The sequence below is a fragment of the Curtobacterium oceanosedimentum genome, assembly GCF_040545555.1.
In the GTDB taxonomy this organism is placed as follows: domain Bacteria; phylum Actinomycetota; class Actinomycetes; order Actinomycetales; family Microbacteriaceae; genus Curtobacterium.
On the sequence record NZ_JBEPMD010000001.1, the window covers coordinates 41,976 to 67,267 of the forward strand.

Sequence of the window (25,292 nt, forward strand, 5' to 3'; positions counted from 1 at the left end):
CCGGCTCGCTTCTGCGGCGGAAACCTGCAAGAATGAACGGTCGAATCGCGTCTGCTCGACCCTCTATCCAGCAGGTCGCGACTTCCTTCGAGCTTCCACCGCGCGTGCCCCCACGCCCGCGGTTCCGGTTCAACCACAACAACACGCAACAGGAGTAATTGTGGCTGTCAAGATCCGTCTCAAGCGTCTCGGCAAGATCCGTGCGCCCTACTACCGCATCGTCGTCGCCGACTCGCGCACCAAGCGCGACGGTCGTGTGATCGAGGAGATCGGTCAGTACCACCCGACCGAGGAGCCCTCGGTCATCAAGATCGAGTCCGAGCGTGCGCTCTACTGGCTCGGCGTCGGCGCGCAGCCGACCGAGCAGGTCGCGGCGCTCCTCAAGCTCACCGGCGACTGGGGCAAGTTCAAGGGCGAGGGCAACACCGAGTCCACCGTCAAGGTCGCCGAGCCGAAGCAGGCCTTCGTCGCGGACACCGCCAAGAAGGCCGTCCTGAAGCCGAAGTCGGAGAAGACGGCCCCCGCCGCCGCTCCGGCCGAGTCGGCCGACGACGCCGCCGAGACGACCGAGGCCTGATTCCTTGCTCGACTCTGCGCTGACGCACCTCGTCAAGGGGATCGTCGATCACCCGGACGACGTCCGCGTCGCCAGTTCCACCTCTGCGCGTGGCGAGGTCCTCGAGGTGCGTGTGCACCCCGAGGACCTCGGTCGCGTGATCGGTCGCGCCGGACGGACCGCAAAGGCGCTCCGCACCCTCGTGTCGGCTCTCGCCGACGGCAAGCGGGTGCGGGTCGACGTGGTCGACACCGATTCCTAGGGAGACGACCCAACTCCGGGTGGGTCGCATCACGAAGGCGCACGGGCTCAAGGGCGGCATCAAGCTCGAGCTCTACACCGACGACCCGGATCGTCGGTTCACGCCGGGGGCGGAGTTCACGCTCCAGGTCCCCTCGGACTCGCCGTGGTCGGGCAAGACCCTGACCATCGACGAACTCCGCTGGTACAACGGCCACCCGGTCGCCTTCTTCGAGGGCGTCGCGGACCGCACCGCTGCTGAATCCCTCGCGCGGGCGATCCTCTGGGTGGAGCAGGACGCCGACGCCGAGACCGGCGAGGACGACGCCTGGTACGACCACCAGCTGGTCGGCCTGCGCGTGCTCCGCGACGGCGTCGAGGTCGGGACGGTCGCACGCGTGGACCACCTGCCCGCACAGGACCTGCTCGCGATCGACACCCCGTCGCGCGGCGAGGTGCTGGTGCCGTTCGTCTCGGCGATCGTGCCGACGGTCGACATCGCGGCGGGCACCGTCACGGTGACGCCGCCGACGGGACTGTTCGAGGACCCCGAGGACACCTCGCGGCCCGAGACGGTCACCCCGACCGACCCGCAGGGCTGATCGTGCGGATCGACATCGTCACGATCTTCCCGGAGTTCTTCTCCGTCCTCGACGTCTCGCTCCTCGGCAAGGCCCGCGTCGACGGGCTGCTCGACGTGCACGTGCACGACCTGCGGCACTGGACGACCGACCGGCACCGCACGGTCGACGACACCCCGTACGGCGGTGGGGCCGGCATGGTCATGAAGCCCGAGCCGTGGGCGCAGGCACTGTCGTCGATCCTCCGCGAGGACGGGTCGTCGACGCTCGTCGTCCCCACCCCCGCCGGGACTCCCTTCCGCCAGTCGATCGCCCGGTCACTGGCCGCCGAGCACGACCACCTCGTCTTCGCCTGCGGACGGTACGAGGGCATCGACGCGCGCGTGTTCGCGTGGGCGGCGGAACGGTGCTCGGTCGTCGAGCTCTCGCTGGGGGACTACGTGCTGAACGGCGGCGAGGTCGCCGCGATGGCGATGATCGAGGCGGTCGGCCGACTGGTCCCCGGCGTCGTCGGCAACCCGGAGTCGCTCGTCGAGGAGTCGCACGAGGACGGCCTGCTCGAGTACCCCTCGTACACGAAGCCCTCGGTCTGGCGGGACCTCGAGGTGCCGGACGTCCTGCTCAGCGGGCACCACGCCCGCGTCGCCGCGTGGCGGCACGAGCAGCAGGTGGAGCGGACTCGTCGGGTCCGTCCGGACCTGCTGCCCGACGCGTAGCGCCGGGTCGCTGCCCGCCTGTCCGGCTGTCTGGCTGTCGTTCGGCCCGGCTGTCGGTCCGTACCGCGAGGGCGACAGTCTGCCGCCGACTGTTCGGAGTGGTCTGGCGCTCCCGCGGACGTGTCCGGACGGGAGGCGCGGGGCGGGGTCGCACCGCGCCTCCCGTCCGTCAGGCGGTCGCCTCGCCGCGCTGGGCGCGACGCAGGGTGAGGACCTCGGGACCGGCCTCGGTGACCGCGACCGTGTGCTCGACGTGTGCCGCGCGCGAGCCGTCGACGCTCTTCAGCGTCCAGCCGTCCTCGTCCTGGACCAGCTCGTCGGTGCCCTGCATCAGCCACGGCTCGATCGCGACCACGAGACCGGGGCGGAGCTTCAGACCGCGGCCCGGACGCCCGTCGTTCGGGACGTGCGGGTCACCGTGCATGGTGCGCCCGACGCCGTGTCCGCCGAACTGCGTGTTGACGGTGAAGCCGGCGTCCTTCGCGACCCGGCCGATGGCGTACGAGACGTCGCCGAGCTTGTTGCCCGGCCGGAACTGCTCGATGCCGGCGGACAGTGCGCGCTCCACCGTCTCGACGAGTCGCTGGTCCTCGTCGCGGGCCGTGCCCACCTGCACCGTGACGGCGGAGTCCGCGACCCAGCCGTCGACACTCGCGGCGAAGTCGAGGCTGACGAGGTCGCCGTCGACGAGCACGCGGTCGTGCGGCAGGCCGTGGAGCGCTGCGTCGTTCACCGACGTGCACAGGTTGCGGCCGAAGGGGGAGTTGCCGAACGAGGGGTGGTAGTCGACGTAGCAGCTCACCGCGCCGCGGTCGGCGATCATCCCCGCGGCCACGCGGTCGAGGTCGAGCAGGTTCACGCCCACGTCGACGGTCTCGAGCAGCTCGTCGAGGACGTCGGCGACGAACCGGCCGGCGGCGCGCAGGCCCTCCAGCTCGGCGGGGGTGCGGAGTTCGATCATGCGTCCATCCTGGTCGTTTTGCGTGCGGGCGTCCCTGTGGCATGATGGACCGCTGTGCCCTGGCTGGACTCTGCCACGGGGGAGTCGCCGATTCCGGGCACGCACACTTCTTTCCACACACCGATCCGCGGCGACCCGTGCGCGTCCGCAGAGAGTGAACGAACATGCAGCTCCTCGACCACGTCGACGCAGCGTCCCTGCGCACCGACGTCCCGGACTTCCGCCCCGGCGACACCATCAAGGTGCACGTCAACATCATCGAAGGCACGCGTTCGCGTGTCCAGGTGTTCCAGGGTGTCGTCATCGCCCGTCAGGGCCACGGCCTCGGCGAGACCTTCAAGGTCCGCAAGGTGAGCTTCCAGGTCGGCGTCGAGCGCTGGTTCCCGGTGCACTCGCCGATCATCGACCACATCGAGGTCGTCACCCGCGGTGACGTCCGTCGCGCGAAGCTGTACTACCTGCGCGAGCTCCGCGGCAAGGCGGCCCGCCGCAAGATCAAGGAGAAGCGCGACGCCTGATCGCCTTCACAGTGAGGGCCCGCGAGCCGGGTTCCACTGGACGCCCCCCGCCGATGTACGGTTGTGCATCGACGGGGGGCTTTCCCGTTGAGCGCGCCCCACGGGGCGCCGGGTCTTCCACGCCCGACGAGTACGGGCGTGGGTCGGCACGCTGCTCGAGCGTGCTCGTGAACGAGAGCGGACATGACGGACACCACGCAAGGATCGGGGCGCCGCCCACGGGCCGAGAAGCAGGGCAACGGCGTCCTGACGTTCCTGCGGGACCTCGTCATCATCTTCCTCGCGGCACTGCTCGTCTCGTTCCTCGTGAAGACGTTCCTGATCCGGTCGTTCTACATCCCGTCGGAGTCGATGGAGAACACACTGCAGGTCAACGACCGGGTGATCGTCAACGAGCTGGTGCCGGACGTGGTGTCGCTCAAGCGGGGCGACGTCGTGGTCTTCAAGGACCCGGGCGGGTGGCTGAGCGGCGCGGACGTGCCGAGTGTCGCGCCCACGACGCAGCCGGCGAAGGCGATCGACTGGCTCCTCACCCAGGTCGGCCTGGGGACCGGCGACAGCGACGACCACCTGATCAAGCGGGTGATCGGCCTGCCCGGTGACAAGGTGACGTGCTGCAACGACCTCGGGCAGATGTCGGTGAACGGCGTCCCGCTCAAGGAGCCGTACACACTGCTGCCCAGCGGCGCGCCGGCCTCGGCGGACCCGTTCTCCGTCACCGTGCCGGAGGGCACGATCTGGGTGATGGGCGACAACCGGAACGACTCGAAGGACTCCCGGTACAACCGGGACACCCCGTCCAAGGGCTTCGTGCCGCTGTCCGACGTGACCGGCAGGGCCTTCGTCATCTCGTGGCCCACCAGCCGGTGGACCTGGCTCGACGACTACCCCGACGTGTTCGCGGGCGTGGAGGAGAAGGACCGGTGACCCCGGTCCGGCCCTCGCTGCGGGTCGAGAAGAAGCTGCTCGGCTCCGGTCGGGTGACGGTGATCGGCATGGACGAGGTCGGCCGCGGCGCCATCGCCGGCCCGGTGGCCGTCGGGGTCGCGGCGGTGACGCTCGACATCGGGCGCGTGCCGCAGGGGCTCGCCGACTCGAAGCTGCTGTCCGCTGCTCGCCGCACCGAACTCGTGCCGGTCGTTCGACGGTGGGCGCACACCGCCGTGGGCATGGCGTCGGCGGACGTGGTGGACCAGCAGGGGATCGTGCCCGCGCTCGGGCAGGCCGGCGCGGCGGCACTCGGCGCGCTCGTCGGCGACGGGCTGTGCCTCGACGATGCCGTCGTGGTGCTGGACGGGTCGTTCGACTGGCTGTCGCGGGCCGTCCCGACCGACCTCGTCGCCACCGGTGGTCCGCTCGACGTCGTGGTGCGCGTCAAGGCGGACCGGGACTGTGCCTCGGTCGCTGCCGCGTCGGTCGTGGCGAAGGTCGAACGGGACGCCCTGATGGTCGCCGCGCACGAGGACGCGCCGCACTACGGCTGGGCGTCCAACAAGGGGTACGGGTCCACCGCGCACTACGACGGCATCCGCTCCGTCGGCGCGCACCCGCTGCACCGGAAGAGCTGGCTGCACCAGGCGTCGAGCGTCGCGCTCGACGGCTTCGACGAGCTCTCCGTCGCGGGCTGATCGGGCTGCGTCCACGCCCGCTCGACTCGCCGTAGACTGTGCGGGCGATGGATGACGACGAATTCGACGACTACGACCGCGAGGTCGAACTTGCCCTGTACCGCGAGTACCGCGACGTCGTGTCGCAGTTCCGGTACGTGGTCGAGACCGAGCGGCGGTTCTACCTGGCGAACGAGGTCGACCTCGTCCGCCGTGACACCGAGCACGACTTCTACTTCGAACTCACGATGAACGATGTGTGGGTCTGGGACGTCTACCGTTCGGATCGCTTCGTGAAGTCCGTCCGCGTGCTCACGTTCAAGGACGTGAACGTCGAGGAACTCACGTCTCGTGAACTCGAACTCCCCAAGGAACTCGCACTCGACGAGTGATCCACAGTTTCTTCGGAATTGCGACTCAGGTGCTTTTCCGAACACATTCCTGCAATTGTCGCGCTACGGTGGTGGGGAAGCTTTCCCCGTGACTCGTCGTCACGGGGGCCACAATCCCTCACACCAGGAGCACGACATGGCACAGAAGGTCACCGTCCAGCTCGTCGACGACCTCGACGACTCGCCCATCGCCGCAGGCGAAGGCCGCACCGTCGAGTTCGCGTTCGACGGTTCGAACTACGAGATCGACCTGTCCGACGACAACGTCGACAAGTTCCGCGAAGCGATCTCCGACTACGTCGCGGCGGCGCGGAAGGTCTCCGGTCGTCGTTCCGGCAGCAGCAACGGTTCTGCACCGAAGTCCGCGCCGAAGCGCGGGAACTCCGAGGAACTCGCGAAGATCCGCGAATGGGCCAAGGAGAACGGCTACGAGGTCTCGAGCCGCGGCCGTATCTCGACCCAGGTGCAGGAAGCGTACGCAGCCGCGCACTGACGCACGACCGCACGAGACCCCGGATGCCCTGACGGCGTCCGGGGTCTCGTCATTCCTGCACAGCATTTCCATCCCAACTGCTCGTCCACAGTTCTGGTGTGCGGCCGATGGCACGGGGATGCATTGCCGCATCGTCGTCGGTGGAGGCGACGACATGGAACGACGAACACTCGGTGCGTACGGCGAGGACCGCGCGGTGGAATGGCTCACGGCGCGCGGGTACCGGTTGGTGGAGCGGAACTGGCGGTGTGCCCGGGGCGAGGTCGACGTCGTCGCCTGGCACGGGCGGACCCTGGTCTTCGTCGAGGTCAAGACGCGAGCGGGCACGGCGACGGGGCACCCCTTCGAGGCGATCACCGCGGGGAAGACCGCGCGGCTCCGACGACTGGTGCCGATGTGGTTCGCCGCGCACCCGGACACGCACGCCCCGGCCGTCCGACTCGACGCGGTGGCGGTGCACGTCGCCGGGGACGTGTTCGGGATCGAGCACCTGGAGGGAATCCTGTGACCGGCATCGGCCGGTCCGCGGCGGTCGCCCTGCTCGGGGTCACCGGGCGACGGATCGAGGTCGAGGCGCACCTGACGAGTCAGTTGCCCGCGTTCAGCATCATCGGGCTGCCGGACACCTCGTTGGGCGAGGCCCGGGAACGGGTGCGGGCAGCAGCGGCGAACGCCGGTGCGCCCCTCCCGGCCCGACGGATCACGGTGAACCTGACGCCGGCGGCGATCCCGAAGCGCGGGTCCGGGTTCGACCTCGCGATCGCCATGGCCGTGCTCGCCGGGGCCGAGGTCGCACCCCGCGTCAGCGAGCGGGTCGTGTACATCGGGGAGCTGGGGCTCGACGGCCGGGTCCGACCCGTCCCCGGAGTGGTCCCGATGCTGCTCGCGGCACGGGACGCCGGAGCCGAGCGGGTCGTGCTGCCCGCGGGCAACCTCGACGAGGCGCGGTTCGTGCGTGGCGTGGAGGTGCGTGCCGTGGACTCGCTCCGCGCCGCGGCGATCGACGCCGGAGCGCTCCTGCCGCCGGTCGAGGTCGATCCGGTCACCGCTCCGCCGGTGCTCCCCGAACGCTCGCCCGTCGCCGAACTGGCCGACGTCGTGGGCAACCCCACCGGCGTCCGGGCGGTCGTGGCGGCTGCCGCCGGGGGCCACCACGCCCTGCTCGTCGGACCGCCGGGTGCCGGCAAGACGATGCTCGCCGAACGGTTGCCCGGGTTGCTCCCCGACCTCGACGACGACGCGGCCCTCGAGGTCGCGGCCGTCCGGTCCGTCGCCGGGCACGGTGTCGCGTCGTGGACGACCAGGCCGCCGTGGGAGGCCCCGCACCACTCGGCGTCGGCGGTGTCCCTGATCGGCGGGGGCTCCGGGACGGTCCGGCCGGGAGCCGTGTCGCGCGCGACGCAGGGCGTCCTGTTCCTCGACGAGGCACCCGAGTTCCCGCGCGCGGTGCTGGACGCACTGCGACAGCCGCTGGAGTCCGGTCGGATCACCGTCCACCGCGCGGCCGGGGCCGCCGAGTTCCCCGCACGCTGCCAGGTCGTGCTCGCCGCGAACCCGTGCCCGTGCGGCAACGCCGGGTCGGTGCAGCAGCCGTGCGAGTGCCCGCCGGCGACCGTCCGTCGGTACCTCGGCCGCATGTCCGGGCCGCTGCTCGACCGCATGGACATCCGGGTGCGCGTCCCGCGGGTGACGACCGGGCTCATCCGCGGTGAAGACGGGACGACCCCCACCACGGCTGCGGCACGGGCGATGGTCGAGGCGGCGCGGGGCGCGATGCGGACCCGGCTCGCCGGCACGGGGTGGACCCGGAACGCCGAGGTGTCCGGCGCCTGGCTCCGCGGCCAGGGGCGTTCGGAGCCGGGCGCCACGGAGCCACTCGACCGGGCGCTCGACCTCGGCACGCTGACGATGCGCGGCTGGGACCGGACCATGCGGCTCGCCTGGACCCTCGCCGACCTGCAGGGCGACGACCGTCCGGGTGCACGGCACGTGCGCGAGGCGCTCGCGCTGCGGAGTGCGCTGTGAACGAGGCGCAGGACCTGCTCGGGACGGTCGCGGCAGCCCTCGGTCCGGGCGGTGCCGACGCGGTCGACCCGGTCGAGGCAGCGGCACGGGTTGCGTGGTCGACCGTCGTCGAGCCCGGTGATGCCGTGGCCGGACTGCTCGTGCAGGAGCTCGGAGCAGAGCGTTCGTTCGCGCTGGTGCGCGCTGCCGGAGACGACGGGCCGAGGAACCTGCTCGACGCGTGCGCCGATCGGCAGGTGCCCGGAACGGAGTCCCCGGGGTCCTTCGCCCGGACGCTGCGGGTCGCCCTCGAACGGTGGAACCCGCGGCTCGGACGGGTGGACGTCCTGACGACGCTGGCCGCCGCGGGCACGGTCGGCGCGCGACTCGTCGTCCCGGGCACGGCAGCGTGGCCGGCCGGGATCGACGACCTGGGCCCGCACGCGCCCGTCGTGCTCTGGACCCGCTCGGGTCGGCGCGCCTCCGGGCCGGGCCTGGCCGTGGTGGGGTCGCGTGCGAACACCGCGGCCGGGGCCGAGGCGACGGCGGAGATCGCCTCGACCGCTGCCGATGCCGGGTGCACGGTGGTGAGCGGTGGAGCGTACGGCATCGACGCCACCGCCCACCGGGTCGCCGTCGCCGCAGGCACCCCGACGGTCGCGGTGCTGGCGGGCGGGATCGACCAGCTCTACCCGACGGGCAACGTCGAGCTGCTCCGGAACGTGGCGCGGCAGGGGACGCTGCTGGCGGAGTCACCGCCGGGGACCCGACCGACGCGTTGGCGGTTCCTCGCGCGCAACCGGCTGATCGCGGCGATCAGCGCAGCGACCGTCGTGGTCGAGGCCGGCGCCCGGTCCGGAGCCCTGAACACCGCGCACCACGCCGCGCAGCTCGGACGGCCCGTGTTCGCCGTCCCGGGTGCGTTCTCGTCGCCCGCGTCGGTGGGGTGCCACCGGCTGGTCGCCGAGGGGCGCGCGCAGATCGTCGTGGGCCCGGACGACCCCGTCGACGCCGTCGTCGGTCCGCGCGGCCGGTCCGGCCGAGGCCGCTGGACACGTCGGGGCGGTGCGCCCCGGAGCGACGAGCCGCTCGGCGGTGGGCGGCAGGACCCCGAGGTGGTCCGGGTGCTCGACGCGCTGGGACGGCGGGCGCTCGGCGAGCAGGAGATCGCCGTCCGGTCGGGCATGTCGACCGGAGCGGTGGCGGACGCCCTCGCGCTGGCCGAGCTGCAGGGACTCGTCCGGCACACCGGCGGCGGGTGGGCCAGGTCGTGACGACGGTGGGCGCTTACCCTTGGGCCCGTGGCGGAGCAGACGGACGCGCGACTCGTGGCGGCGGTGGAGTCGTTCCTCGACCACGTCCGCAGTGCCCGTGGCCTCAGCGAGCAGACCGTCCGCGCGTACGCGAACGACCTCGACCAGCTGGTGGAGTTCGCCGCGCAGCGGGGGATCGGCACCACCACCGGCCTCGGGCTCGAGGCGCTCCGCGACTGGCTCTGGGACGCCGACCAGCGCGGACTGGCGCGGTCCACGATCGCGCGCCGGTCGTCCTCGGTCCGTGCCTTCACACGTTGGGCGAGCGAGACCGGTGTGCTCGACACCGACCCGGCCGCTCGGCTCCGCGCGCCGAAGGGGTCCGCACACCTGCCCCGCGTCGTGTCGACGGACCAGGTCCGGTCGGTGCTCGACGGGCTCGCCGCCCGTGCCGGGACGGACGACCCGGGTGCACTCCGGGACCTGGCGGTCGTCGAACTGCTCTACGCCGCGGCGATCCGGGTGAGCGAGCTCGTCGGCATCGACGTCGAGGACGTCGACCGTTCCCGACTGACCGTCCGCGTGCTCGGCAAGGGCGGGAAGGAACGCGTGGTGCCGTTCGGCGTACCCGCCAGGGACGCGCTCGACGCATGGCTCGACCGGGGGCGTCCGGTCCTGGCGGCCCGGGCTGCGGCGCAGACGCCGGACCGGTCCCCGGGGCAGGTGCGGGCGCAGCGCTCCGGAGGCGACGCACTGTTCCTCGGCGACCGGGGCGGCCGGCTGGGGGTCCGGAGCGTGTACCGGGTCGTCGCGCGGGCCCTCGAGGACCTGCCCGGTGCCGGGCCGAGCGGGCCGCACACGTTCCGGCACACGGCGGCCACGCACCTGCTCGACGGGGGAGCGGACCTCCGGGCCGTGCAGGAGCTCCTCGGGCACGCGAGCCTCGGCACGACGCAGATCTACACGCACGTGTCGTCCGCACGCCTCCGCGAGGTCTACCGGACGGCGCACCCCCGCGCCTGACGGCGAACGGCCGGGCGGGGGTCTCGACGCCGTCCCGCCGCACCGCCTCGCGGCCTCCGTCACGTCACCCCGGCCACGCCGACTCCGGGAGCAGCACGGGCCAGGCTGCCGGTGACAGGAACCGCAGCGGATCGACGTACTGACCGTCGACCCGGGTACCGAGGTGCACGCACGGATCGGTGGCCGGGCAGTGCCCGACCGTGACGACACCGACCACCGTCCCCTGCTGGACGGCGTCACCCGGCGCCACCGAGGGTTCGACGGAGTCGAGCGTGCTCACGAGGCCCTCCCCGTGGTCGATCGTCACGACGGCCCTGCCGGCGACCTGGCCGGCGAACGACACCGTGCCGTCCGCGACGGCCACGGCGGAGGCCCCGAGTGGGGACGCCAGGTCGATGCCGCGGTGTCCGGCCGAGTAGTCGTCCGCGGGCGCCTCGAACGGTCGGACGACCTCGCGCGTGCCCGTCGGCCAGACCCACGGCGGCGGGGCCTCGGCCTCGCCCGCCACGATCGTCGCAGTCGACCGGCCTGCCTCGTCGGAGGTCGCCGGACGCCCCGGCAGACGCGGGCCCACGAGCGCGACCACGAGCGCGACCGCGAGGACGAGGAACCCGAACGGCCGCTCGGGTCGGGGGAGGAGGAACGGTGACCGTCTCATGTGACGAGGGTCGTCGAGCCGGACCGGCCCATCGGCGGCGGCGAGCCGACCTGGGGACGGTGCCCGCTGCCTCCAGGCCTGTGCAGGGGCGGCGGCGGAGCAGCGCGCCAGGTGCCGGCTGCGACACGACGCGCGTCGATCGACGCGCGCAACGTCGGAGAACCCGCGCGATCCACGACGACCCCAGAACGCGTGCGACCCCGCACGACCCACCGCCCGCCGCGCCCCGCCGCACCTCGATGTGCCCCACGAGCCGCCAGCGAGTACAGTCGGGGCCGCTCCGGAACACGCAACGCCGCTCGGACGGCGAACCAGCCGACCGCCGGGGCACCGTGCGCCACCCAGCACGGCGGCAAGAACCTGGAGCACCGTGTCGAACACGTCCACCCAGCACGGCGAGGACCGTGCGTTCAAGGGGAAGGTCACCCTGTTCGCCATCGCGGCGGCAGTCGGCGGCTTCCTCTTCGGATTCGACTCCTCCGTCATCAACGGAGCCGTCGACGCGATCAAGGGCGAGTTCGGCCTGTCCGAGGCCGCGAGCGGCTTCGCGGTCGCCTCCGCGCTCATCGGCTGCGCGTTCGGCGCCTACTTCGCCGGCCGCCTGGCCGACCGCTGGGGCCGCACCCGCGTCATGTTCTGGGCAGCGGTGCTGTTCTTCGTCAGCTCGATCGGCTCGGCGTTCGCGTTCGCGACCTGGGACCTGGTCGTCTGGCGCCTCGTCGGCGGCCTCGGCATCGGGACCGCGTCGGTCATCGCCCCCGCGTACATCTCCGAGGTGTCCCCGAAGGCGATCCGTGGCCGTCTGGCGTCCTTCCAGCAGCTCGCCATCACGCTCGGCATCTTCGCCGCGCTGCTCTCCGACCAGATCTTCGCGGTGACCGCCGGCGGTGCGTCGGAGCAGGTCCTCGGCCTGGCCGCCTGGCGCTGGATGTTCCTCGTCGGTGTCGTGCCGTCCGTCGTCTACGGCGTGCTCGCGATCACGCTGCCGGAGTCCCCGCGCTTCCTGCTCTCGAAGGGCCGTGCCGACGACGCCCGCGAGGTCATGGGCAAGATCGTCCCGCGTGACACCGTGAACACGAGCCTGGAGGAGATCCAGGACGGCATCAAGAAGGAAGCCAACGAGAAGAAGGGCTCCATCCGGGGCAACCGCTTCGGCCTGCAGCCCATCGTCTGGGTCGGCATCATCCTCGCCGTGCTGCAGCAGTTCGTCGGCATCAACGTGATCTTCTACTACTCGACGACCCTCTGGCAGGCGGTCGGGTTCAAGGAGGAGCAGTCGTTCCTCATCTCGACGATCACCTCCGTCGTGAACGTCGCCGTCACCTTCATCGCGATCTTCACGGTCGACAAGCTCGGTCGGAAGCCGCTGCTCATCGCCGGTTCCTCCGGGATGTTCGTATCGCTCACGATGGTCGCGATCGCCTTCTCCCAGGCCACGATCGTCGACGGTGAGCCGAAGCTGCCGGGCGCCTGGGGCCTCATCGCGCTCGTCTTCGCCAACCTCTTCGTCGTGTCGTTCGGCGCGACCTGGGGTCCGCTCATGTGGGTGCTGCTCGGCGAGATGTTCCCGAACCGCATCCGCGCGACCGCGCTGGGCGTCGGCTCGGCGGCCAACTGGATCGCGAACTTCCTCGTCACGATCTCCTTCCCGGTGCTGTCCGGCTTCAACCTGACGGTCACCTACGGCATCTACGCGCTGTTCGCCCTGCTGTCCCTGTTCTTCGTCATCGCGAAGATCCCCGAGACGAAGGGCCGCTCCCTCGAGGAGATGGGCATCTCGGCCGAGGGCGACACGGTCTCGGCGAAGTAGCGTCCACCGGCGTCACCACCTGACGGGAGGCGCGGGGGGGGGGGGGGCCCCCCCCCGCCCCCCCCGGGGGCCCCCCCCCCCCCCCCCCCCCCCGGGGGGGGGGGGGGGGGGGGGGGCCCCCCCCCCCCCCCCCTCCCGTGCGTCCACGGTCCGCATCCCATCCCGCGTCGGGCAGGTCACCGGGACCTGCTAGCATTGCCACCGCAGCGCGCTCCAGCGCGCTGACTTCGCGCGTCCACAGTGCTTGCAACGACACCGCTCGTCCAACGGCACGTCCCGCGGCCACCGGTCCCGTTCTCGCGAGCGGGCGGCCGCGCGGGCAGGGCGCCAGGGGCCACGACCACCGGTCGTGACCGACACAACCGCAACCGTGCGCACGGCCCAACAGTCGTGCGCCGAGAACAAGGAGGGACGGCATGGCCGTCGTCACCATCCGCCAGCTGCTCGACAGCGGCGTCCACTTCGGACACCAGACCCGTCGGTGGAACCCGAAGGTGAAGCGCTTCATCCTCGCCGAGCGCTCGGGCATCCACATCATCGACCTGCAGCAGTCGCTGGCCTACATCGACCGCGCGTACGACTTCGTCAAGGAGACGGTCGCGCACGGTGGCACGATCCTCTTCGTGGGCACCAAGAAGCAGGCGCAGGGCTCCATCGCCGAGCAGGCGACCCGCGTCGGCCAGCCGTACGTCAACCAGCGTTGGCTCGGCGGTCTGCTCACGAACTTCCAGACGGTCTCCAAGCGCCTCGCGCGCATGAAGGAGCTCGAGGAGATCGACTTCGACGACACGACGAAGGGCTTCACCAAGAAGGAGCTCCTCATCAAGAAGCGCGAGCTGGACAAGCTCCACAAGACCCTCGGTGGTATCCGCAACCTCACGCGGACCCCGAGCGCGCTCTGGGTCGTCGACACCAAGAAGGAGCACCTCGCGATCGACGAGGCGCAGAAGCTCGGGATCCCGGTCATCGGCATCCTCGACACCAACTGCGACCCCGACGAGATCACGTACCCGATCCCGGGCAACGACGACGCGATCCGCTCCGTCGGTCTCCTGACCCGCATCGTCGCCGACGCCGCGGCCGAGGGCCTGAAGACCCGCCACAACGGTGGCGACGAGGAGACGGCCGAGCCGCTGGCCGAGTGGGAGCAGGAGCTCCTCTCCGGTGAGCAGGGTGGCGAGCAGGCTGCTCCGGCAGCCGAGGCCGCTCCCGCAGCCGAGACCCCCGTCGAGGAGAACGACGCCGACGCGCAGGTCGCCGCGAAGGAGATCGGCGAGCCGATCGCCGACGAGGCCAAGAACGCCGAAGCCACCTCGGCCGAGTAGTCACCGGGGGCGTCGGGCCGGTCGGCTCGGCGCCCCTTCCTTCTCTCCCCACAACCACAGTCCAGAAAGGACTCCAGTCAATGGCCAACTACAGCCTTGCTGACGTGAAGAAGCTCCGTGAGGACCTCGGGGCCGGCATGATGGACGCGAAGAACGCGCTCGTCGAGGCCGACGGCGACTACGACAAGGCCGTCGAGCTGCTCCGCATCAAGGGCGCGAAGGCCGTCGCCAAGCGCGACGACCGCGCGACCTCCGAGGGTGTCGTCGTCGCGACGACCGAGGGTGGCGCCGCCACCGTCGTCGAGCTCGCGAGCGAGACCGACTTCGTCGCGAAGAACGAGAAGTTCACCACCCTCGCCGACAAGGTCGTCGCCGCGGTCGCCGCCGCCGGTGCGTCCGACGTCGAGGCCGGCAACGCCGCGCCGCTCGACGGCAAGACGGTGGCCGAGACGATCGACGAGGCCGCCGCCGCGCTGGGCGAGAAGCTCGCGCTGCGCACGGTCGTCCGTGTCGAGGGCGACGCCTTCGAGGTCTACCTGCACAAGACCAGCCAGGACCTGCCGCCGCAGATCGCCGTCGTCATCGCGTACGCGGGCTCCGACGCCGCCGAGGCGCGCTCGATCGCCCAGCACGTCGCGTTCGCGAACCCGACGTACCTGACCCGCGACGAGATCCCGGCCGAGGCCATCGAGAAGGAGCGCGCGACCGTCGAGGCGATCACGCGCGAGGAGGGCAAGCCGGAGGCCGCCCTGCCGAAGATCGTCGAGGGTCGCCTCAACGCGTACCGCAAGCAGGTCGCGCTCCTCGAGCAGGACTACGCGAAGGACAACAAGCTGTCCGTCGCGAAGGCCGCCGAGAACGCCGGTCTGACGATCCAGGGCTTCGCCCGCGTCAAGGTCGGCGCGTAACGAACCCGTGACGGGGCTCGGAACCACATCGGTTCCGGGCCCCGTTTTCTGCGCGCTGCGACACGCGCGGACCCGGCCTGGAGGCACGGCCTCCTCCGCCGGACCGGCTGCGGCCGGGTAGATTCCCACGAGACATTCGACGAAGGGTGCGCCACATGACGAACGAGAAGACCGGACGCCGCCGGGTCCTGCTGAAGCTGTCGGGGGAGGCGTTCGGGGCCGGGTCCCTCGGGGTGAACCCGGACGTCATCAGCACCATCGCCAAGGAGATCGCGCAGGCCGCGCAGGACGTCGAGGTGGCCATCGTGGTCGGCGGCGGCAACTTCTTCCGCGGCGCCGAGCTCTCGCAGCGCGGCATGGACCGCGGGCGTGCCGACTACATGGGCATGCTCGGGACCGTGATGAACGCGCTCGCGCTCCAGGACTTCCTCGAGCAGGCCGGTGCGGCGACGCGGGTGCAGTCGGCGATCAGCATGACGCAGGTCGCGGAGCCGTACATCCCGCGGCGGGCAGAGCGGCACCTCGAGAAGGGGCGCATCGTGATCTTCGGTGCCGGTGCGGGCCTGCCGTACTTCTCGACCGACACCGTCGCGGCGCAGCGGGCGCTCGAGATCGACGCGCACGAGGTCCTGGTCGCCAAGAACGGTGTCGACGGCGTGTACACCGCCGACCCGAAGAAGGACGCCACGGCCGAGAAGCTGCACCACGTCACGTACCAGGACGCCCTGCTGCAGGGTCTCAAGGTCGTCGACGCCACCGCGTTCTCGCTCTGCATGGACAACGGCATGCCGATGCACGTGTTCGGCATGGAGGGCGAGGGCAACGTCGCGGCCGCGATCCGCGGGGAGCGGATCGGCACGGTCGTCAGCAACTGACCCGCACGCTGACTAGACTCGACGCAGTACCGAAGGAGAACCACCGTGATCAGTGATGTCCTGACCGAAGCCACCGAGAAGATGGCGAAGGCCGTCGACGTCGCCAAGGACGACTTCGCGACCGTCCGTACCGGACGCATCAACGCCGCCCTCTTCCAGAAGATCCCGGTCGACTACTACGGGACGCCGACCCCGCTCGCGCAGCTCGCGTCGCTCCAGACGCCCGAGGCGCGTACGCTCATCGTCACGCCGTACGACAAGTCGGCGCTCAAGGAGATCGAGCGCGCCATCGCGACGTTCCCGAACCTCGGCGCCAGCCCGTCGAACGACGGCGAGATCGTCCGTGTGACGATCCCCGAGCTCACGCAGGACCGCCGCAAGGAGTTCGTGAAGCTCGTCCGTGGCAAGGGCGAGGACCACAAGGTCGTCATCCGCAACATCCGTCGCCGCGCGAAGGACGACCTCGACGCCCTGAAGGGTGAGATCTCCGACGACGAGATCGCCCGCGGCGACAAGGACCTCGAGACCCTGACGAAGAAGCACGTCGACCAGGTCGACGACGCGCTGAAGAAGAAGGAAGCCGAACTCCTCGAGGTCTGATGCGTCTCCCCGAGCCGGGCGGCGACCGCCCCACAGAACCGCGCCCGCCGGAACCGGTCCCGACTGCGAAGAAGGGGCTCCGACAGGACTTCGACGCCCGTGCCCGTGCGGCGCGCGCCGACTTCGAAGCGCAGCTCAAGCAGCGCAAGGCGGAGTTCGGCGCGCGCAACGAGGCCCTGACCGCTCGCACCGGTCGGAACCTGCCGGCCGCGATCGCCATCGCCCTGGCGTTCGCGGTCGTGATGCTCGGTTCGCTGCTCATCTGGAAGCCGGCCTTCATGGTCGTCGCGGCGTTCCTGCTCGGTGTCGGGGTGTACGAGCTCGCGAGCGCGATGCGCTTCGCTGGTCGCGACGTGCCCCGCGTGCCCAGTGTCCTGACGGCGGTCGCCATGGTCCCGGCGGCGTTCCTCGGCGGACAGGTCGCGGCACTGTTCGCGATCATCGGCGGCATCGTCCTCATCGCGGTGTGGCGGCTCGTCGAGGTCGGGCTCACGCGTGAGAAGCCGCCGGCCGGGCACGTCGCCCGTGACCTGACCAACGGACTCTTCGTCCAGGCGTACATCACCCTGCTCGGCGCCTGCATCGTGCTGCTCTCCGCGCAGCCCCGCGGCGAGCTGTGGGTGATCGCGTTCATCCTCGTGGTGGTCGCCGTGGACACGGGGGCGTACGCCACCGGGTTGAACCTCGGCAAGCACCCGATGGCACCGAGGATCAGCCCGAAGAAGACCTGGGAGGGCTTCGCCGGGTCCGTCGCGGCGAGCATCCTGGTCGGCATCGTCGTGACGTGGCTCATGCTCGGGCTGCCCTGGTGGACGGGCATCGTCCTCGGCGTGCTCATCTCGGGCTCGGCGACGCTCGGTGACCTGACCGAGTCGATGATCAAGCGGGACCTCGGGATCAAGGACATCTCGTCCTTCCTGCCCGGGCACGGCGGGCTGCTCGACCGCATCGACAGCATCCTGCCGTCGGCTGCCGTGGCCTACGTGCTGTACCTGATCGTCAACCACTGACCTGAACGGCCGACGCTCCGGTGGGCCGCGCGTCCAGGTCGCGCCATGGTCCGGTGCTGGCAGAATGTCGCCGTGGCCACGACCTTCCCCTCCGCAGACCGCAAGTCCCTCGGGTACGACGTCGACGAGGTCGATCGGTTCCTCGAGGACGCCCGTCGTGCCTACACCGCGGGCGACACCGCCCCGGGCATCGAGGCGGCGAAGATCCGTGCGACCGCGTTCTCGATGCGCAAGGGCGGGTACTCCACGGCGCACGTCGACGCAGCGCTCGAGCGGCTCGAGGACGCCTTCGCCGCACGGGAGCGGGAGCGCGAGATCGCCGACGTCGGCCAGAAGGCCTGGTACGCCGAGGCCCGCGCCAAGGCCTCGGACGTGGTCGCACGGCTCGAACGCCCGGCAGGGCAGCGCTTCGCCCGCACCAGCCCGCTCGGCACCGGGTACCACCCGAAGGACGTCGACGCCTTCGCGGAGCGGCTCGCCGGCTACTTCCGTGACGGCAAGCCCCTGAGCCTCACCGAGGTCCGGTCGGTGGTGTTCCGTCCCAAGCACGGCGGCTACCGCGAAGCACAGGTGGACGCCCTCCTCGACGCCGTCGTCGAGGTCATGCTCGCCGTCCGCTGACGACGCGCGGGTCACGGGTGCTTCTCATCTCGTGACCGTTCCGTTATCCTGGTCCCACTCATGGGCAGGCACACGGCAGACTCCAGCTCCGACCGCGGTACCCGCGAGCACCTCGACCCTTCGGTCGTCGGTGAGCGCCGCGCGGCACGCGACCGACTCCGCACGACGGGGCACTCGGTCCTCCACGCGACCCCGCGGGTCGAGACGGCCTCGCTGCCGTCGGCCGCGCTGGGCGCACCCGTCACGGGCCCGACCCCCGTGGCGACGGCCGCGGCGCCGACGACCGGTCCGGTCCTCGTGCGTGGCCCGATCGCGCCGACCGGTGTCGCCGACCCGCGGATCGTGCAGCGCCGCCGTGCGGTCGCCGCACCGGCGAAGCCGAAGGCCGCCCGCACCCTCAACTCCTTCATGCGCCGGCGCGCGACGATCCCCACGCTCTCCTTCTTCGCCGTGTTCGGCTTCGTGGGTGGCTCCCTCTTCAACCCGATGCAGCCCGACGTGGCCCAGGCCGCCGTCGTGGCGCCCGTGCTCGTGAAGGCGCCGGTCGAGCCGCAGCAGTTCACGGCGCACGGCACCTACGCTGCGTTCGACGTGACGCGCGACGGCTACGGGGTCACGCTGCCGAAGCCCAAGGTCGTGGAGCAGCCGGCCGAGACCACCGACGACCAGGCCGGCTCCGCAGCGAAGAGCTCGGCCGTCACACCGTCGAACACCCTCGCCGCGACGGCCGCGACGCCGAACCCCGGCAGCGCGCAGGCCATCGCGCAGCAGATGGTCGCCGCTCGTGGGTGGGGCAGCGACCAGTTCAACTGCCTCGTGTCGCTGTGGAACAAGGAGTCGGGCTGGCGCGTGAACGCGTACAACCCGAGCGGTGCCTACGGCATCCCGCAGGCGCTGCCGGGCAGCAAGATGGCCACGGCGGGCGCGGACTGGCAGACGAACCCCGCGACGCAGATCACCTGGGGTCTCAACTACATCTCCGGTGTCTACGGCACCCCGTGTGGCGCCTGGGGCCACAGCGTCTCCCACAACTGGTACTGATCGGCAGTTCCGGGGTGCCGCGCAGCAACCGGCCGCGGCGCCCTCGCGGCCGTGGTCCCGAGCCGACCGGGGACGAAACCGGCCTCGACCGTCTCATGAGCACGTGGAAGCGGACCGAGGTCCGTCGTGGTCGCACGTACACCGTGCAACCGGTGTCCGCAGCATCCGCGCAGAAGGAGTACGTCTGCCCGGGCTGCGGCCTCGCCGTGCTGCCGGGTGTGGCGCACGTCGTGGTCTGGCGCGCCGACGGTGTGCTCGGGGACGCGGCCGACCTGGCATCGCGCCGTCACTGGCACCACCACTGCTGGAGCATCGCATGAGCACCGAGATCCGCTCGAACACCGAGCTGCCCGCCCGCCGTACCGACATCGAGCTGGTGACGGACGACCACCTCACCCTCGTCGGTGAGCTCGCCGAGCCGCTCGACCGGCCGGCGCGGGGCACCCTCGTGACGCTCCACCCGCTCCCGACCGCGCAGGGCTTCATGGACTCGCACGTGCTCAAGAAGGCGGCGGCACGACTGCCGGCCCTGGCGGACATCGCGGTGCTCCGGTTCAACTTCCGGTCCGTCACGTCGCCGCGGGGCACCTCGGAGGGCGTGTTCGGCGACGGCGAGTCCGAGGGCTTCGACCTGCGAGCGGCCGTGCACGAGACCGTCGAGCGCGGGTTGCCGACACCGTGGCTGCTGGGCTGGTCCTTCGGTACCGAGGTCGCGCTCAAGCACGGGCTCGAGCACGTGGCCGCCGGCACCGTCGCCGGCGTGGTCCTGCTGTCGCCTCCGCTGCACCGGACGACCGACGACGAACTGCGCCGCTGGGCGGACCTGGACGTGCCGGTGGTCGCGCTGGTGCCCGAGCACGACGACTTCCTGCAGCCGGACGAGGCCGCACGACGCTTCGCGATCGCGCCGAACGTGCGCGTCGTGCCCGTCGCGGGCGCGAAGCACCTGTGGGTGGGGGAGCGGTACGTCCGGACGGTGCTCGACGCCGTCGCGGACCTGGTGGTGCCCGGCAGCGCGCCGCTGCCCACGCACCTCGAGGACTGAGCAGCCGGCCGCCTCTGCGGGCGGCCGCCTCGGCCGGCCGCCACTGCGGGCCGGCCAGCGCCGCCACGCATGCGCGCGGCGAGCGGACGGCCGGAGGTGACCGGCGGGCACCACAGGTGCCGCGGACGACGTGACCCGGCGTGGAGGCGCGGGGTGCGCCTCCAGACCGGGTCACCGGTGCCGCCGTCAGCGGGCGGTCGTGTCCTCGTCGGCGTCGGCGTCGGCGTCGGCGTCGGACGGTCGGCCGTTCGCCGTGGGGTCGTCGAGCAGCCCGGTGGCGTGCGTGAGCACACCGCGCAGGTTCTCCAGGTAGCCGGCGACCGCGTCGCGTTCGGTGCGGATGGCGGCAAGGCGGTCCTCGGACTCGGCGATGGCCGCTGCCGACCGCTCCTCGGCCTCGGCGATCATGCGGTGGACACGCTCCTGTGCGTCGCTCACGATCGTGCGGGCGCGCTCCTGGGCCTGCGCGGTGCTCGTGCGCTCGAGGTCGTCGGCCTCCTGCTGCAGCCGCTCGGCGCGCTCTCGGGCCTCGGAAGCCCGGCGAGTGGCCTCGGCGAGCTGCAGGTTCGCCTCGTCGAGGTACCGCTGCGTCTCGCTCACCGTCTCACGGTGCTTCTGCAGGTAGTCCTGCTCGGCGTCGTCACGCCGGGCGGCGAGCTCGGACTCGAGCGCGGCGCGGGCCTCGTCCCGTTCGCGGACGATCGCCGCACGGACCTCGTCGCGCTCCTTCGCGAGGTCGGCCCGGACCGTGGCGACCTCCTGCTGCAGCGCGGTGCGTTCCGCTTCGAGGTCGGAGAGCTCCGCCGTGCGACGGTCGGCGATCTCGGTGTCGACCTCGGCGTGCTCGCGCTCGCGGCGTGCGGCGAGCTCGTCGGTGTGCTCCCGCACGGCACGCTCGGCCGCGGACTCGGCCTCGGCACGCTCGCGCTCGATCCGGGCGCGGTGGTCCTCGAGCTCGGCGGCGATCCGCGCTGCGGTCTCCTCGACCAGACGGGCGTTCTCGGCGCGGGTCTGTTCCTCGTCGACCCGGAGCTGGGCGCGGGCGGCCTCGAGCTCCTGGTCGAGCGCGGCGCGGGCCTCGGCGACCTCGCGCTCCCAGCGCGCGCGGGCGGCGCCGAGTTCGGCGTCGAGCTCGCGGCGACGGTGGTCGGTCTCCGCCTCGAGCGCCGCGCGGCCACGCTCGACCTCGGACTCGAGTTCGGCCCGACCGGTCTCGAGCGCGAGCTCGTGGGCGCGTCGCTGTCCGTCGCGCTCGCGCTCCCAGGCCGCACGGGCCTCGGCGAGCTCGCGTTCGAGCGCGGCGCGACGCGTGGTCTCCTCACGGTCGAGGTCCTCGGTGCGGCGAGCGTGCTCGGCCTCGAACACGCTGCGGCGGTGCTCGGTCTCGCGGTCCAGGTCGGCGGCGGCGCGACGGGCGTCCTCGGCGGCGCGCTGGGCGTCCTCGCGGAGCTCGGCCGCCTCGCGCTCGACCCGGGCTCGCAGCGCGTCGGTCTCGCGGATGGCGACGGACCGGACCTCGGCGGCCTCGGTGACGGCGGCGCCGCGGACGGCCGCTGCCTCGTTGCGGGCGTCCTGCGTGAGCAGGCCCGCCTCGGCGCGGGCGCGCTCGATCGTGTCGGACGACTCGGCACGGGCGCGGGTCAGCTCGTCGGTCGCACGGGACCGGGCGTCCTCGAGGGTCGCCGATGCCTCCTGTCGGGCTTCGCGCAGCAGCCGCTCGGCCTCGTTCCGGCTCGACGCGCGGAGACGCTGGGCGTCGATGTCCGCCTGGCTGATCAGCCGGGTGGACTGCTCCTCGGCCACGCGCAGGGTGGACTCGAGGCGGGTGCCGAGACCGCTGTAGGTCGGGGTGCCGGCTTCGTCGAGCTCACCCTGCAGGTCGGCGACGCGGGCCTGCAGGAGACGGATCTCCTTCGCGGCCTCGGCGCGGTCGGTGTTCGACTTGATGAGCTCCCGACGGAGCTCGTTCACCGAGCGGTCGACCTCGTCGCGGCGGTACCCGCGCAGCTCGGTCCCGAACTCGGCCTCGTCGTTCGCCACGTGTTGCTCCTGGGGGTCGGCGGAGGGCCAGCCCTTGGCCCGCGGACGAGTCTAGTGGCGGCCCGTCGGCCCCGACTGTGCCCGCGGACAGCGGTGGAGGATGCGACTTCCAGGGTGGCTCGCTATCCTGGAGCGCTGATTCGCGCGCCGATCCCCCCACCCCCGGCGCGGTAGGGAGAAGATCCGTGCGATTCGTCCTGGCGATCGTCAGTTTCGTCATCGGTCTGCTGCTCGTCGGTCTCGCGGTCGGGCAGCGCACCGTCTTCGCGCCACCCTCGTCGCTCGTCGCACAGTCGTCGAGCTCGGCCTCGGCCCCGGTGACCGTGATCCCGGGTTCGACGCTCACCGCGAACCCCGGCTACCAGCGCATCAACGTCGCGGGCTCCGGCACCGTCTTCGCCGCCTACGGCAAGACCGCCGACGTCGACGCGTGGATCGGCGACGCGAAGCACACCACGCTGCGCTTCGACGCCGAGCAGGACCGCCTGGTGGGCCGTACGACGGGTTCCGGTGACTCCGTGCCCGACCCGAAGGGCAGCGACCTCTGGTACCAGGAGTGGGACGGCGCGGGGCAGTTCACCGTCCGGCTGCCCGCCGACGTCTCCGTGGTGGTCCTCGCCGACGGGTCGTCCGCCGCACCGACCGACGTCTCCGTGACCTGGCCTCGGGACACCGCGACGCCGTCCGTCGGGCCGCTGCTCGTGGCCGGCGGGCTCTTCCTGGCCGGTGGCGTGGCGCTGCTCGTCTGGGCCTTCCTGCACCAGCGCCGTGGTCGCGGACCGCGTCGTCGAAGCGGAGGGACGCGACCGCCGCGGGTCCGGGCGTCGCGTCGTGCGGCCGCCGCAGGTGCGCAGGTGCCGGTGCGCGGTCGACGCGGCCGTCGCTCGCTGGTGGCCGTCCCGATCGTGCTCGTCGGTGCGCTCGGCCTGGCCGGGTGCTCGTCGGACTACTGGCCGCACGGCGGGGGCTCCGGTGCCACCCCGACCCCCACCGCCTCGGCGACCGGGACCGCGGACGCGGACGAGCCGACCGCCGCGACCGAGCAGCAGATCCGCCGCATCGTCGAGCGGGTCGCCGACGTCGCCACGAAGGCCGACGCCGACCGGGACACGTCGCTGCTCGAGTCCCGCTTCACCGGGGCGGCGCTCGACTTCCGCAAGGCCAACTACGCGATCCGCGAGAAGGACGCCGACGTGGGCGCGCCGCCGGCGATCTCCGCCGGCCAGGTCTGCGTGGCCCTCCCGCAGCAGACCGACACCTGGCCGCGCACGATCTTCACCGTCGTGGCCGAGGACTGCTCCGCCAAGACCGCACCGCAGGCCCTCACCCTGGTGCAGGAGAGCGCCCGCGATGACTACAAGGTCGCCTACGACGTGTCGCTCGAGGCAGCGGCGGAGATCCCGAGCCTGGCCCCGACGTCGCTCGGTGCGGCACGGCTCGCCGGCGACACCAAGCTCCTGCGCATCGCTCCGGACGACATCGCCGCGGCCTACGGCGACGTCCTGGCGAAGGACTCCGAGAGCGGATCGGCCTCGCTCTTCGCCTCCGACGGGGACGGGCTCCGCTCGACCATCGGCAAGGCCTACAAGGACAAGAAGGCCGAGTCGCTGCCGGACACCGCGAAGATCGAGTACTCGTCCGAGGTGCCCGACGCCAGCCCCGTCGCGATCGCGACGGACGGTGCGGGTGCGCTCGTGTCGGCGTCGCTCGACGAGGTCGAGAAGGTGACGCCGACCGCGGCGGGCGCCGAGGTGAACACCGAGGGGGCGGTCAAGGCCCTCTCCGGCGTCGACTCGAGCACGAAGGGGATCAGTGCGACGTACAGCGTCCAGCTGCTGTTCTCCGTCCCGCCGGTCGGCAGTGATGAGAAGGTGGTCCTGCTCGGGTTCACGCAGGGCCTGACCGCAGCGAGTGAGGTGCAATGACCAACGTCCCCCCGACCCCGTCCGGTCTCCGCGGAGCCGTCGACCTGTCGTCCCTCGTCGACCGTGCGCAGCGGCCGACGCAGCCCGGTGGCGCTCCCGCCGGGGCCCAGGGTGCTGCCGCCGCAGCCCCGGCTGCCGTCCAAGGCGGCGCCCCGGCTGGCGGCGCCGGTCCCGAGGGCGACCTGACCGTCCCGTCGCTCGTCATCGACGTCACCGACCAGACGTTCCAGGACGCCCTGCAGCTGTCGTCGGTCGTCCCGGTGATCGTCGACATCTGGGCCGAGTGGTGCGGGCCGTGCAAGCAGCTGTCGCCGATCCTCGAGCAGCTCACCGCGGAGTACGACGGCCGCGTCGTGCTGGCCAAGGTGGACGCGGACACGAACCCGCAGCTCGTGCAGGCGTTCCAGGCGCAGTCGATCCCGACCGTCGCAGCGGTCATCGGTGGGCGTCCGCTCGGCCTCTTCGTCGGCGCCCTGCCCGAGGCGCAGGTGCGTGACGTCTTCGAGCAGGTCGTCGCCGCCGCCGAGCAGAACGGCGTGACCGGCCGGGTCACGGTCGACGGTGCCGCCTCGGCGGAGCCCCAGGGCGAGCCCGAGCCGGAACCGCTGCCCCCGCACCACCAGGCCGCGTACGACGCGATCGAGCGCGGTGACTACGCCGCGGCCGTGCAGGAGTACAAGACCGCGATCGCGCAGGACCCGAACGACCAGATGGCCGTCGCCGGGCTCGCGCAGGTCTCCCTGCTCGACCGGCTGAACGGCCGCACCGCCGACGAGCTGCGGAGCGCCGCAGCCGCCGCGCCGCAGGACGTCGAGGCGCAGATGGCCGTCGCCGACCTGGACGTCAGCGGCGGGCACGTCGAGGACGCCTTCGGCCGACTGCTCGACCTGGTGCCGACGGTGTTCGGCGCGGAGCGCGAGGCGCTGCGTGTCCGGCTCGTCGAGTACTTCGAACTCATCGGGGTCGACGACCCTCGCGTGGTCGCAGCACGGCGCCGGCTGGCGAGCGCGCTGTACTGACGCTCACGGCGCTCGTCCGGGACCGGTACGAGACGCCGGCGTCACCGCGAGACGCCCCAGGAACCGCGGAA

Annotated in this window: 28 protein-coding genes; 25 read left to right on the forward strand and 3 right to left on the reverse strand. The window is 72.0% G+C overall.

Going from position 1 to position 25,292, the window contains the following annotated elements:
• The first annotated feature begins 160 nt into the window (after positions 1-160).
• The 4 genes from rpsP to trmD are packed head-to-tail and all read left to right on the forward strand — an operon-like array spanning position 161 to position 2,093.
• On the forward strand, positions 161-577 hold the full coding sequence (gene rpsP, locus ABIC52_RS00210) for a 30S ribosomal protein S16 (RefSeq protein ID WP_066654835.1): 417 nt from the start codon (positions 161-163) through the stop codon (positions 575-577).
• A 4-nt stretch (positions 578-581) separates the two neighbouring features.
• The gene (locus ABIC52_RS00215) at positions 582-818 is read left to right on the forward strand and encodes an RNA-binding protein (protein WP_058730104.1); all 237 of its coding nucleotides are present in this window, start codon (positions 582-584) and stop codon (positions 816-818) included.
• 19 nt (positions 819-837) lie between these two features.
• Positions 838-1,398 carry a ribosome maturation factor RimM gene (rimM, locus tag ABIC52_RS00220; protein ID WP_209823444.1) on the forward strand — a complete coding sequence of 187 codons (561 nt, stop codon included), beginning with the start codon at positions 838-840 and terminating at the stop codon, positions 1,396-1,398.
• A gap of 2 nt (positions 1,399-1,400) precedes the next feature.
• Positions 1,401-2,093 carry a tRNA (guanosine(37)-N1)-methyltransferase TrmD gene (trmD, locus tag ABIC52_RS00225; RefSeq protein ID WP_126892412.1) on the forward strand — a complete coding sequence of 231 codons (693 nt, stop codon included), beginning with the start codon at positions 1,401-1,403 and terminating at the stop codon, positions 2,091-2,093.
• Between the two features lie 169 nt (positions 2,094-2,262).
• On the opposite strand, the gene map is transcribed toward trmD, so the two are convergent.
• Positions 2,263-3,054 (reverse strand): type I methionyl aminopeptidase, encoded by a 792-nt coding sequence (map, locus tag ABIC52_RS00230; RefSeq protein WP_354026341.1) that lies wholly within the window; start codon positions 3,052-3,054, stop codon positions 2,263-2,265.
• A gap of 164 nt (positions 3,055-3,218) precedes the next feature.
• Between map and rplS the strand changes: the two genes are divergently transcribed.
• The 9 genes from rplS to ABIC52_RS00275 all read left to right on the forward strand — a co-directional run bounded on the left by rplS (position 3,219) and on the right by ABIC52_RS00275 (position 10,344).
• A complete protein-coding gene (gene rplS / locus ABIC52_RS00235; RefSeq protein WP_058730094.1) occupies positions 3,219-3,572 on the forward strand; it encodes a 50S ribosomal protein L19 in 354 nt (117 codons plus the stop codon).
• Positions 3,573-3,755: 183 nt separating this feature from the next.
• On the forward strand, positions 3,756-4,499 hold the full coding sequence (lepB, locus tag ABIC52_RS00240) for a signal peptidase I (RefSeq protein WP_058730093.1): 744 nt from the start codon (positions 3,756-3,758) through the stop codon (positions 4,497-4,499).
• On the forward strand, positions 4,496-5,200 hold the full coding sequence (gene rnhB, locus ABIC52_RS00245) for a ribonuclease HII (RefSeq protein WP_354026342.1): 705 nt from the start codon (positions 4,496-4,498) through the stop codon (positions 5,198-5,200). The genes lepB and rnhB overlap by 4 nt, the downstream gene beginning before the upstream one ends.
• 47 nt (positions 5,201-5,247) lie before the next feature.
• Positions 5,248-5,571 (forward strand): DUF2469 family protein, encoded by a 324-nt coding sequence (locus ABIC52_RS00250; protein WP_058730091.1) that lies wholly within the window; start codon positions 5,248-5,250, stop codon positions 5,569-5,571.
• Between the two features lie 136 nt (positions 5,572-5,707).
• Complete coding sequence (locus ABIC52_RS00255) at positions 5,708-6,064, forward strand: histone-like nucleoid-structuring protein Lsr2 (RefSeq protein ID WP_126892414.1); 357 nt, start codon at positions 5,708-5,710, stop codon at positions 6,062-6,064.
• A gap of 154 nt (positions 6,065-6,218) precedes the next feature.
• Entirely contained in the window at positions 6,219-6,572 is a 354-nt protein-coding gene (locus ABIC52_RS00260) for a YraN family protein (protein WP_209677435.1), read from the forward strand.
• A complete protein-coding gene (locus ABIC52_RS00265; RefSeq protein WP_126892416.1) occupies positions 6,569-8,089 on the forward strand; it encodes a YifB family Mg chelatase-like AAA ATPase in 1,521 nt (506 codons plus the stop codon). The genes ABIC52_RS00260 and ABIC52_RS00265 overlap by 4 nt, the downstream gene beginning before the upstream one ends.
• The gene (dprA, locus tag ABIC52_RS00270; protein WP_354026343.1) at positions 8,086-9,342 is read left to right on the forward strand and encodes a DNA-processing protein DprA; all 1,257 of its coding nucleotides are present in this window, start codon (positions 8,086-8,088) and stop codon (positions 9,340-9,342) included. Before ABIC52_RS00265 ends, dprA begins: the two co-directional genes overlap by 4 nt.
• Before the next feature lie 27 nt (positions 9,343-9,369).
• Positions 9,370-10,344, forward strand: a complete 975-nt coding sequence (locus ABIC52_RS00275) for a tyrosine recombinase XerC (protein ID WP_354026344.1) — start codon at positions 9,370-9,372, stop codon at positions 10,342-10,344.
• Between the two features lie 64 nt (positions 10,345-10,408).
• Here ABIC52_RS00275 and ABIC52_RS00280 read toward each other — a convergent pair whose 3' ends face one another.
• On the reverse strand, positions 10,409-11,002 hold the full coding sequence (locus ABIC52_RS00280; protein ID WP_354026345.1) for a M23 family metallopeptidase: 594 nt from the start codon (positions 11,000-11,002) through the stop codon (positions 10,409-10,411).
• Positions 11,003-11,372: 370 nt separating this feature from the next.
• Here ABIC52_RS00280 and ABIC52_RS00285 point away from each other — a divergent pair, with 370 nt between their 5' ends.
• The 10 genes from ABIC52_RS00285 to ABIC52_RS00330 all read left to right on the forward strand — a co-directional run bounded on the left by ABIC52_RS00285 (position 11,373) and on the right by ABIC52_RS00330 (position 20,237).
• Positions 11,373-12,812: a sugar porter family MFS transporter gene (locus tag ABIC52_RS00285; RefSeq protein WP_126892276.1), complete on the forward strand. Its 1,440-nt coding sequence runs from the start codon at positions 11,373-11,375 to the stop codon at positions 12,810-12,812.
• Between the two features lie 416 nt (positions 12,813-13,228).
• Positions 13,229-14,137: a 30S ribosomal protein S2 gene (gene rpsB / locus ABIC52_RS00290; protein ID WP_126892277.1), complete on the forward strand. Its 909-nt coding sequence runs from the start codon at positions 13,229-13,231 to the stop codon at positions 14,135-14,137.
• 80 nt (positions 14,138-14,217) lie between these two features.
• A complete protein-coding gene (gene tsf, locus ABIC52_RS00295) occupies positions 14,218-15,045 on the forward strand; it encodes a translation elongation factor Ts (protein WP_066654809.1) in 828 nt (275 codons plus the stop codon).
• A 155-nt stretch (positions 15,046-15,200) separates the two neighbouring features.
• Positions 15,201-15,920, forward strand: a complete 720-nt coding sequence (gene pyrH, locus ABIC52_RS00300) for a UMP kinase (protein WP_058729969.1) — start codon at positions 15,201-15,203, stop codon at positions 15,918-15,920.
• A 45-nt stretch (positions 15,921-15,965) separates the two neighbouring features.
• Entirely contained in the window at positions 15,966-16,520 is a 555-nt protein-coding gene (gene frr / locus ABIC52_RS00305) for a ribosome recycling factor (RefSeq protein WP_354026346.1), read from the forward strand.
• On the forward strand, positions 16,520-17,530 hold the full coding sequence (locus ABIC52_RS00310; RefSeq protein WP_209677430.1) for a phosphatidate cytidylyltransferase: 1,011 nt from the start codon (positions 16,520-16,522) through the stop codon (positions 17,528-17,530). Before frr ends, ABIC52_RS00310 begins: the two co-directional genes overlap by 1 nt.
• Before the next feature lie 72 nt (positions 17,531-17,602).
• Positions 17,603-18,151 (forward strand): DivIVA domain-containing protein, encoded by a 549-nt coding sequence (locus ABIC52_RS00315; protein WP_174234750.1) that lies wholly within the window; start codon positions 17,603-17,605, stop codon positions 18,149-18,151.
• Between the two features lie 342 nt (positions 18,152-18,493).
• Entirely contained in the window at positions 18,494-19,192 is a 699-nt protein-coding gene (locus tag ABIC52_RS00320) for an aggregation-promoting factor C-terminal-like domain-containing protein (protein WP_435526053.1), read from the forward strand.
• A gap of 14 nt (positions 19,193-19,206) precedes the next feature.
• On the forward strand, positions 19,207-19,512 hold the full coding sequence (locus tag ABIC52_RS00325) for an Rv1322 family protein (RefSeq protein WP_354026347.1): 306 nt from the start codon (positions 19,207-19,209) through the stop codon (positions 19,510-19,512).
• Positions 19,509-20,237 (forward strand): alpha/beta hydrolase, encoded by a 729-nt coding sequence (locus ABIC52_RS00330; protein ID WP_354026348.1) that lies wholly within the window; start codon positions 19,509-19,511, stop codon positions 20,235-20,237. The genes ABIC52_RS00325 and ABIC52_RS00330 overlap by 4 nt, the downstream gene beginning before the upstream one ends.
• Positions 20,238-20,423: 186 nt before the next feature.
• Here ABIC52_RS00330 and ABIC52_RS00335 read toward each other — a convergent pair whose 3' ends face one another.
• A complete protein-coding gene (locus ABIC52_RS00335; RefSeq protein ID WP_354026349.1) occupies positions 20,424-22,277 on the reverse strand; it encodes a DivIVA domain-containing protein in 1,854 nt (617 codons plus the stop codon).
• A gap of 185 nt (positions 22,278-22,462) precedes the next feature.
• Between ABIC52_RS00335 and ABIC52_RS00340 the strand changes: the two genes are divergently transcribed.
• A complete protein-coding gene (locus ABIC52_RS00340; protein ID WP_354026350.1) occupies positions 22,463-24,202 on the forward strand; it encodes a DUF8094 domain-containing protein in 1,740 nt (579 codons plus the stop codon).
• Entirely contained in the window at positions 24,199-25,221 is a 1,023-nt protein-coding gene (locus tag ABIC52_RS00345; RefSeq protein ID WP_354026351.1) for a tetratricopeptide repeat protein, read from the forward strand. Before ABIC52_RS00340 ends, ABIC52_RS00345 begins: the two co-directional genes overlap by 4 nt.
• Positions 25,222-25,292: the final 71 nt, after the last annotated feature.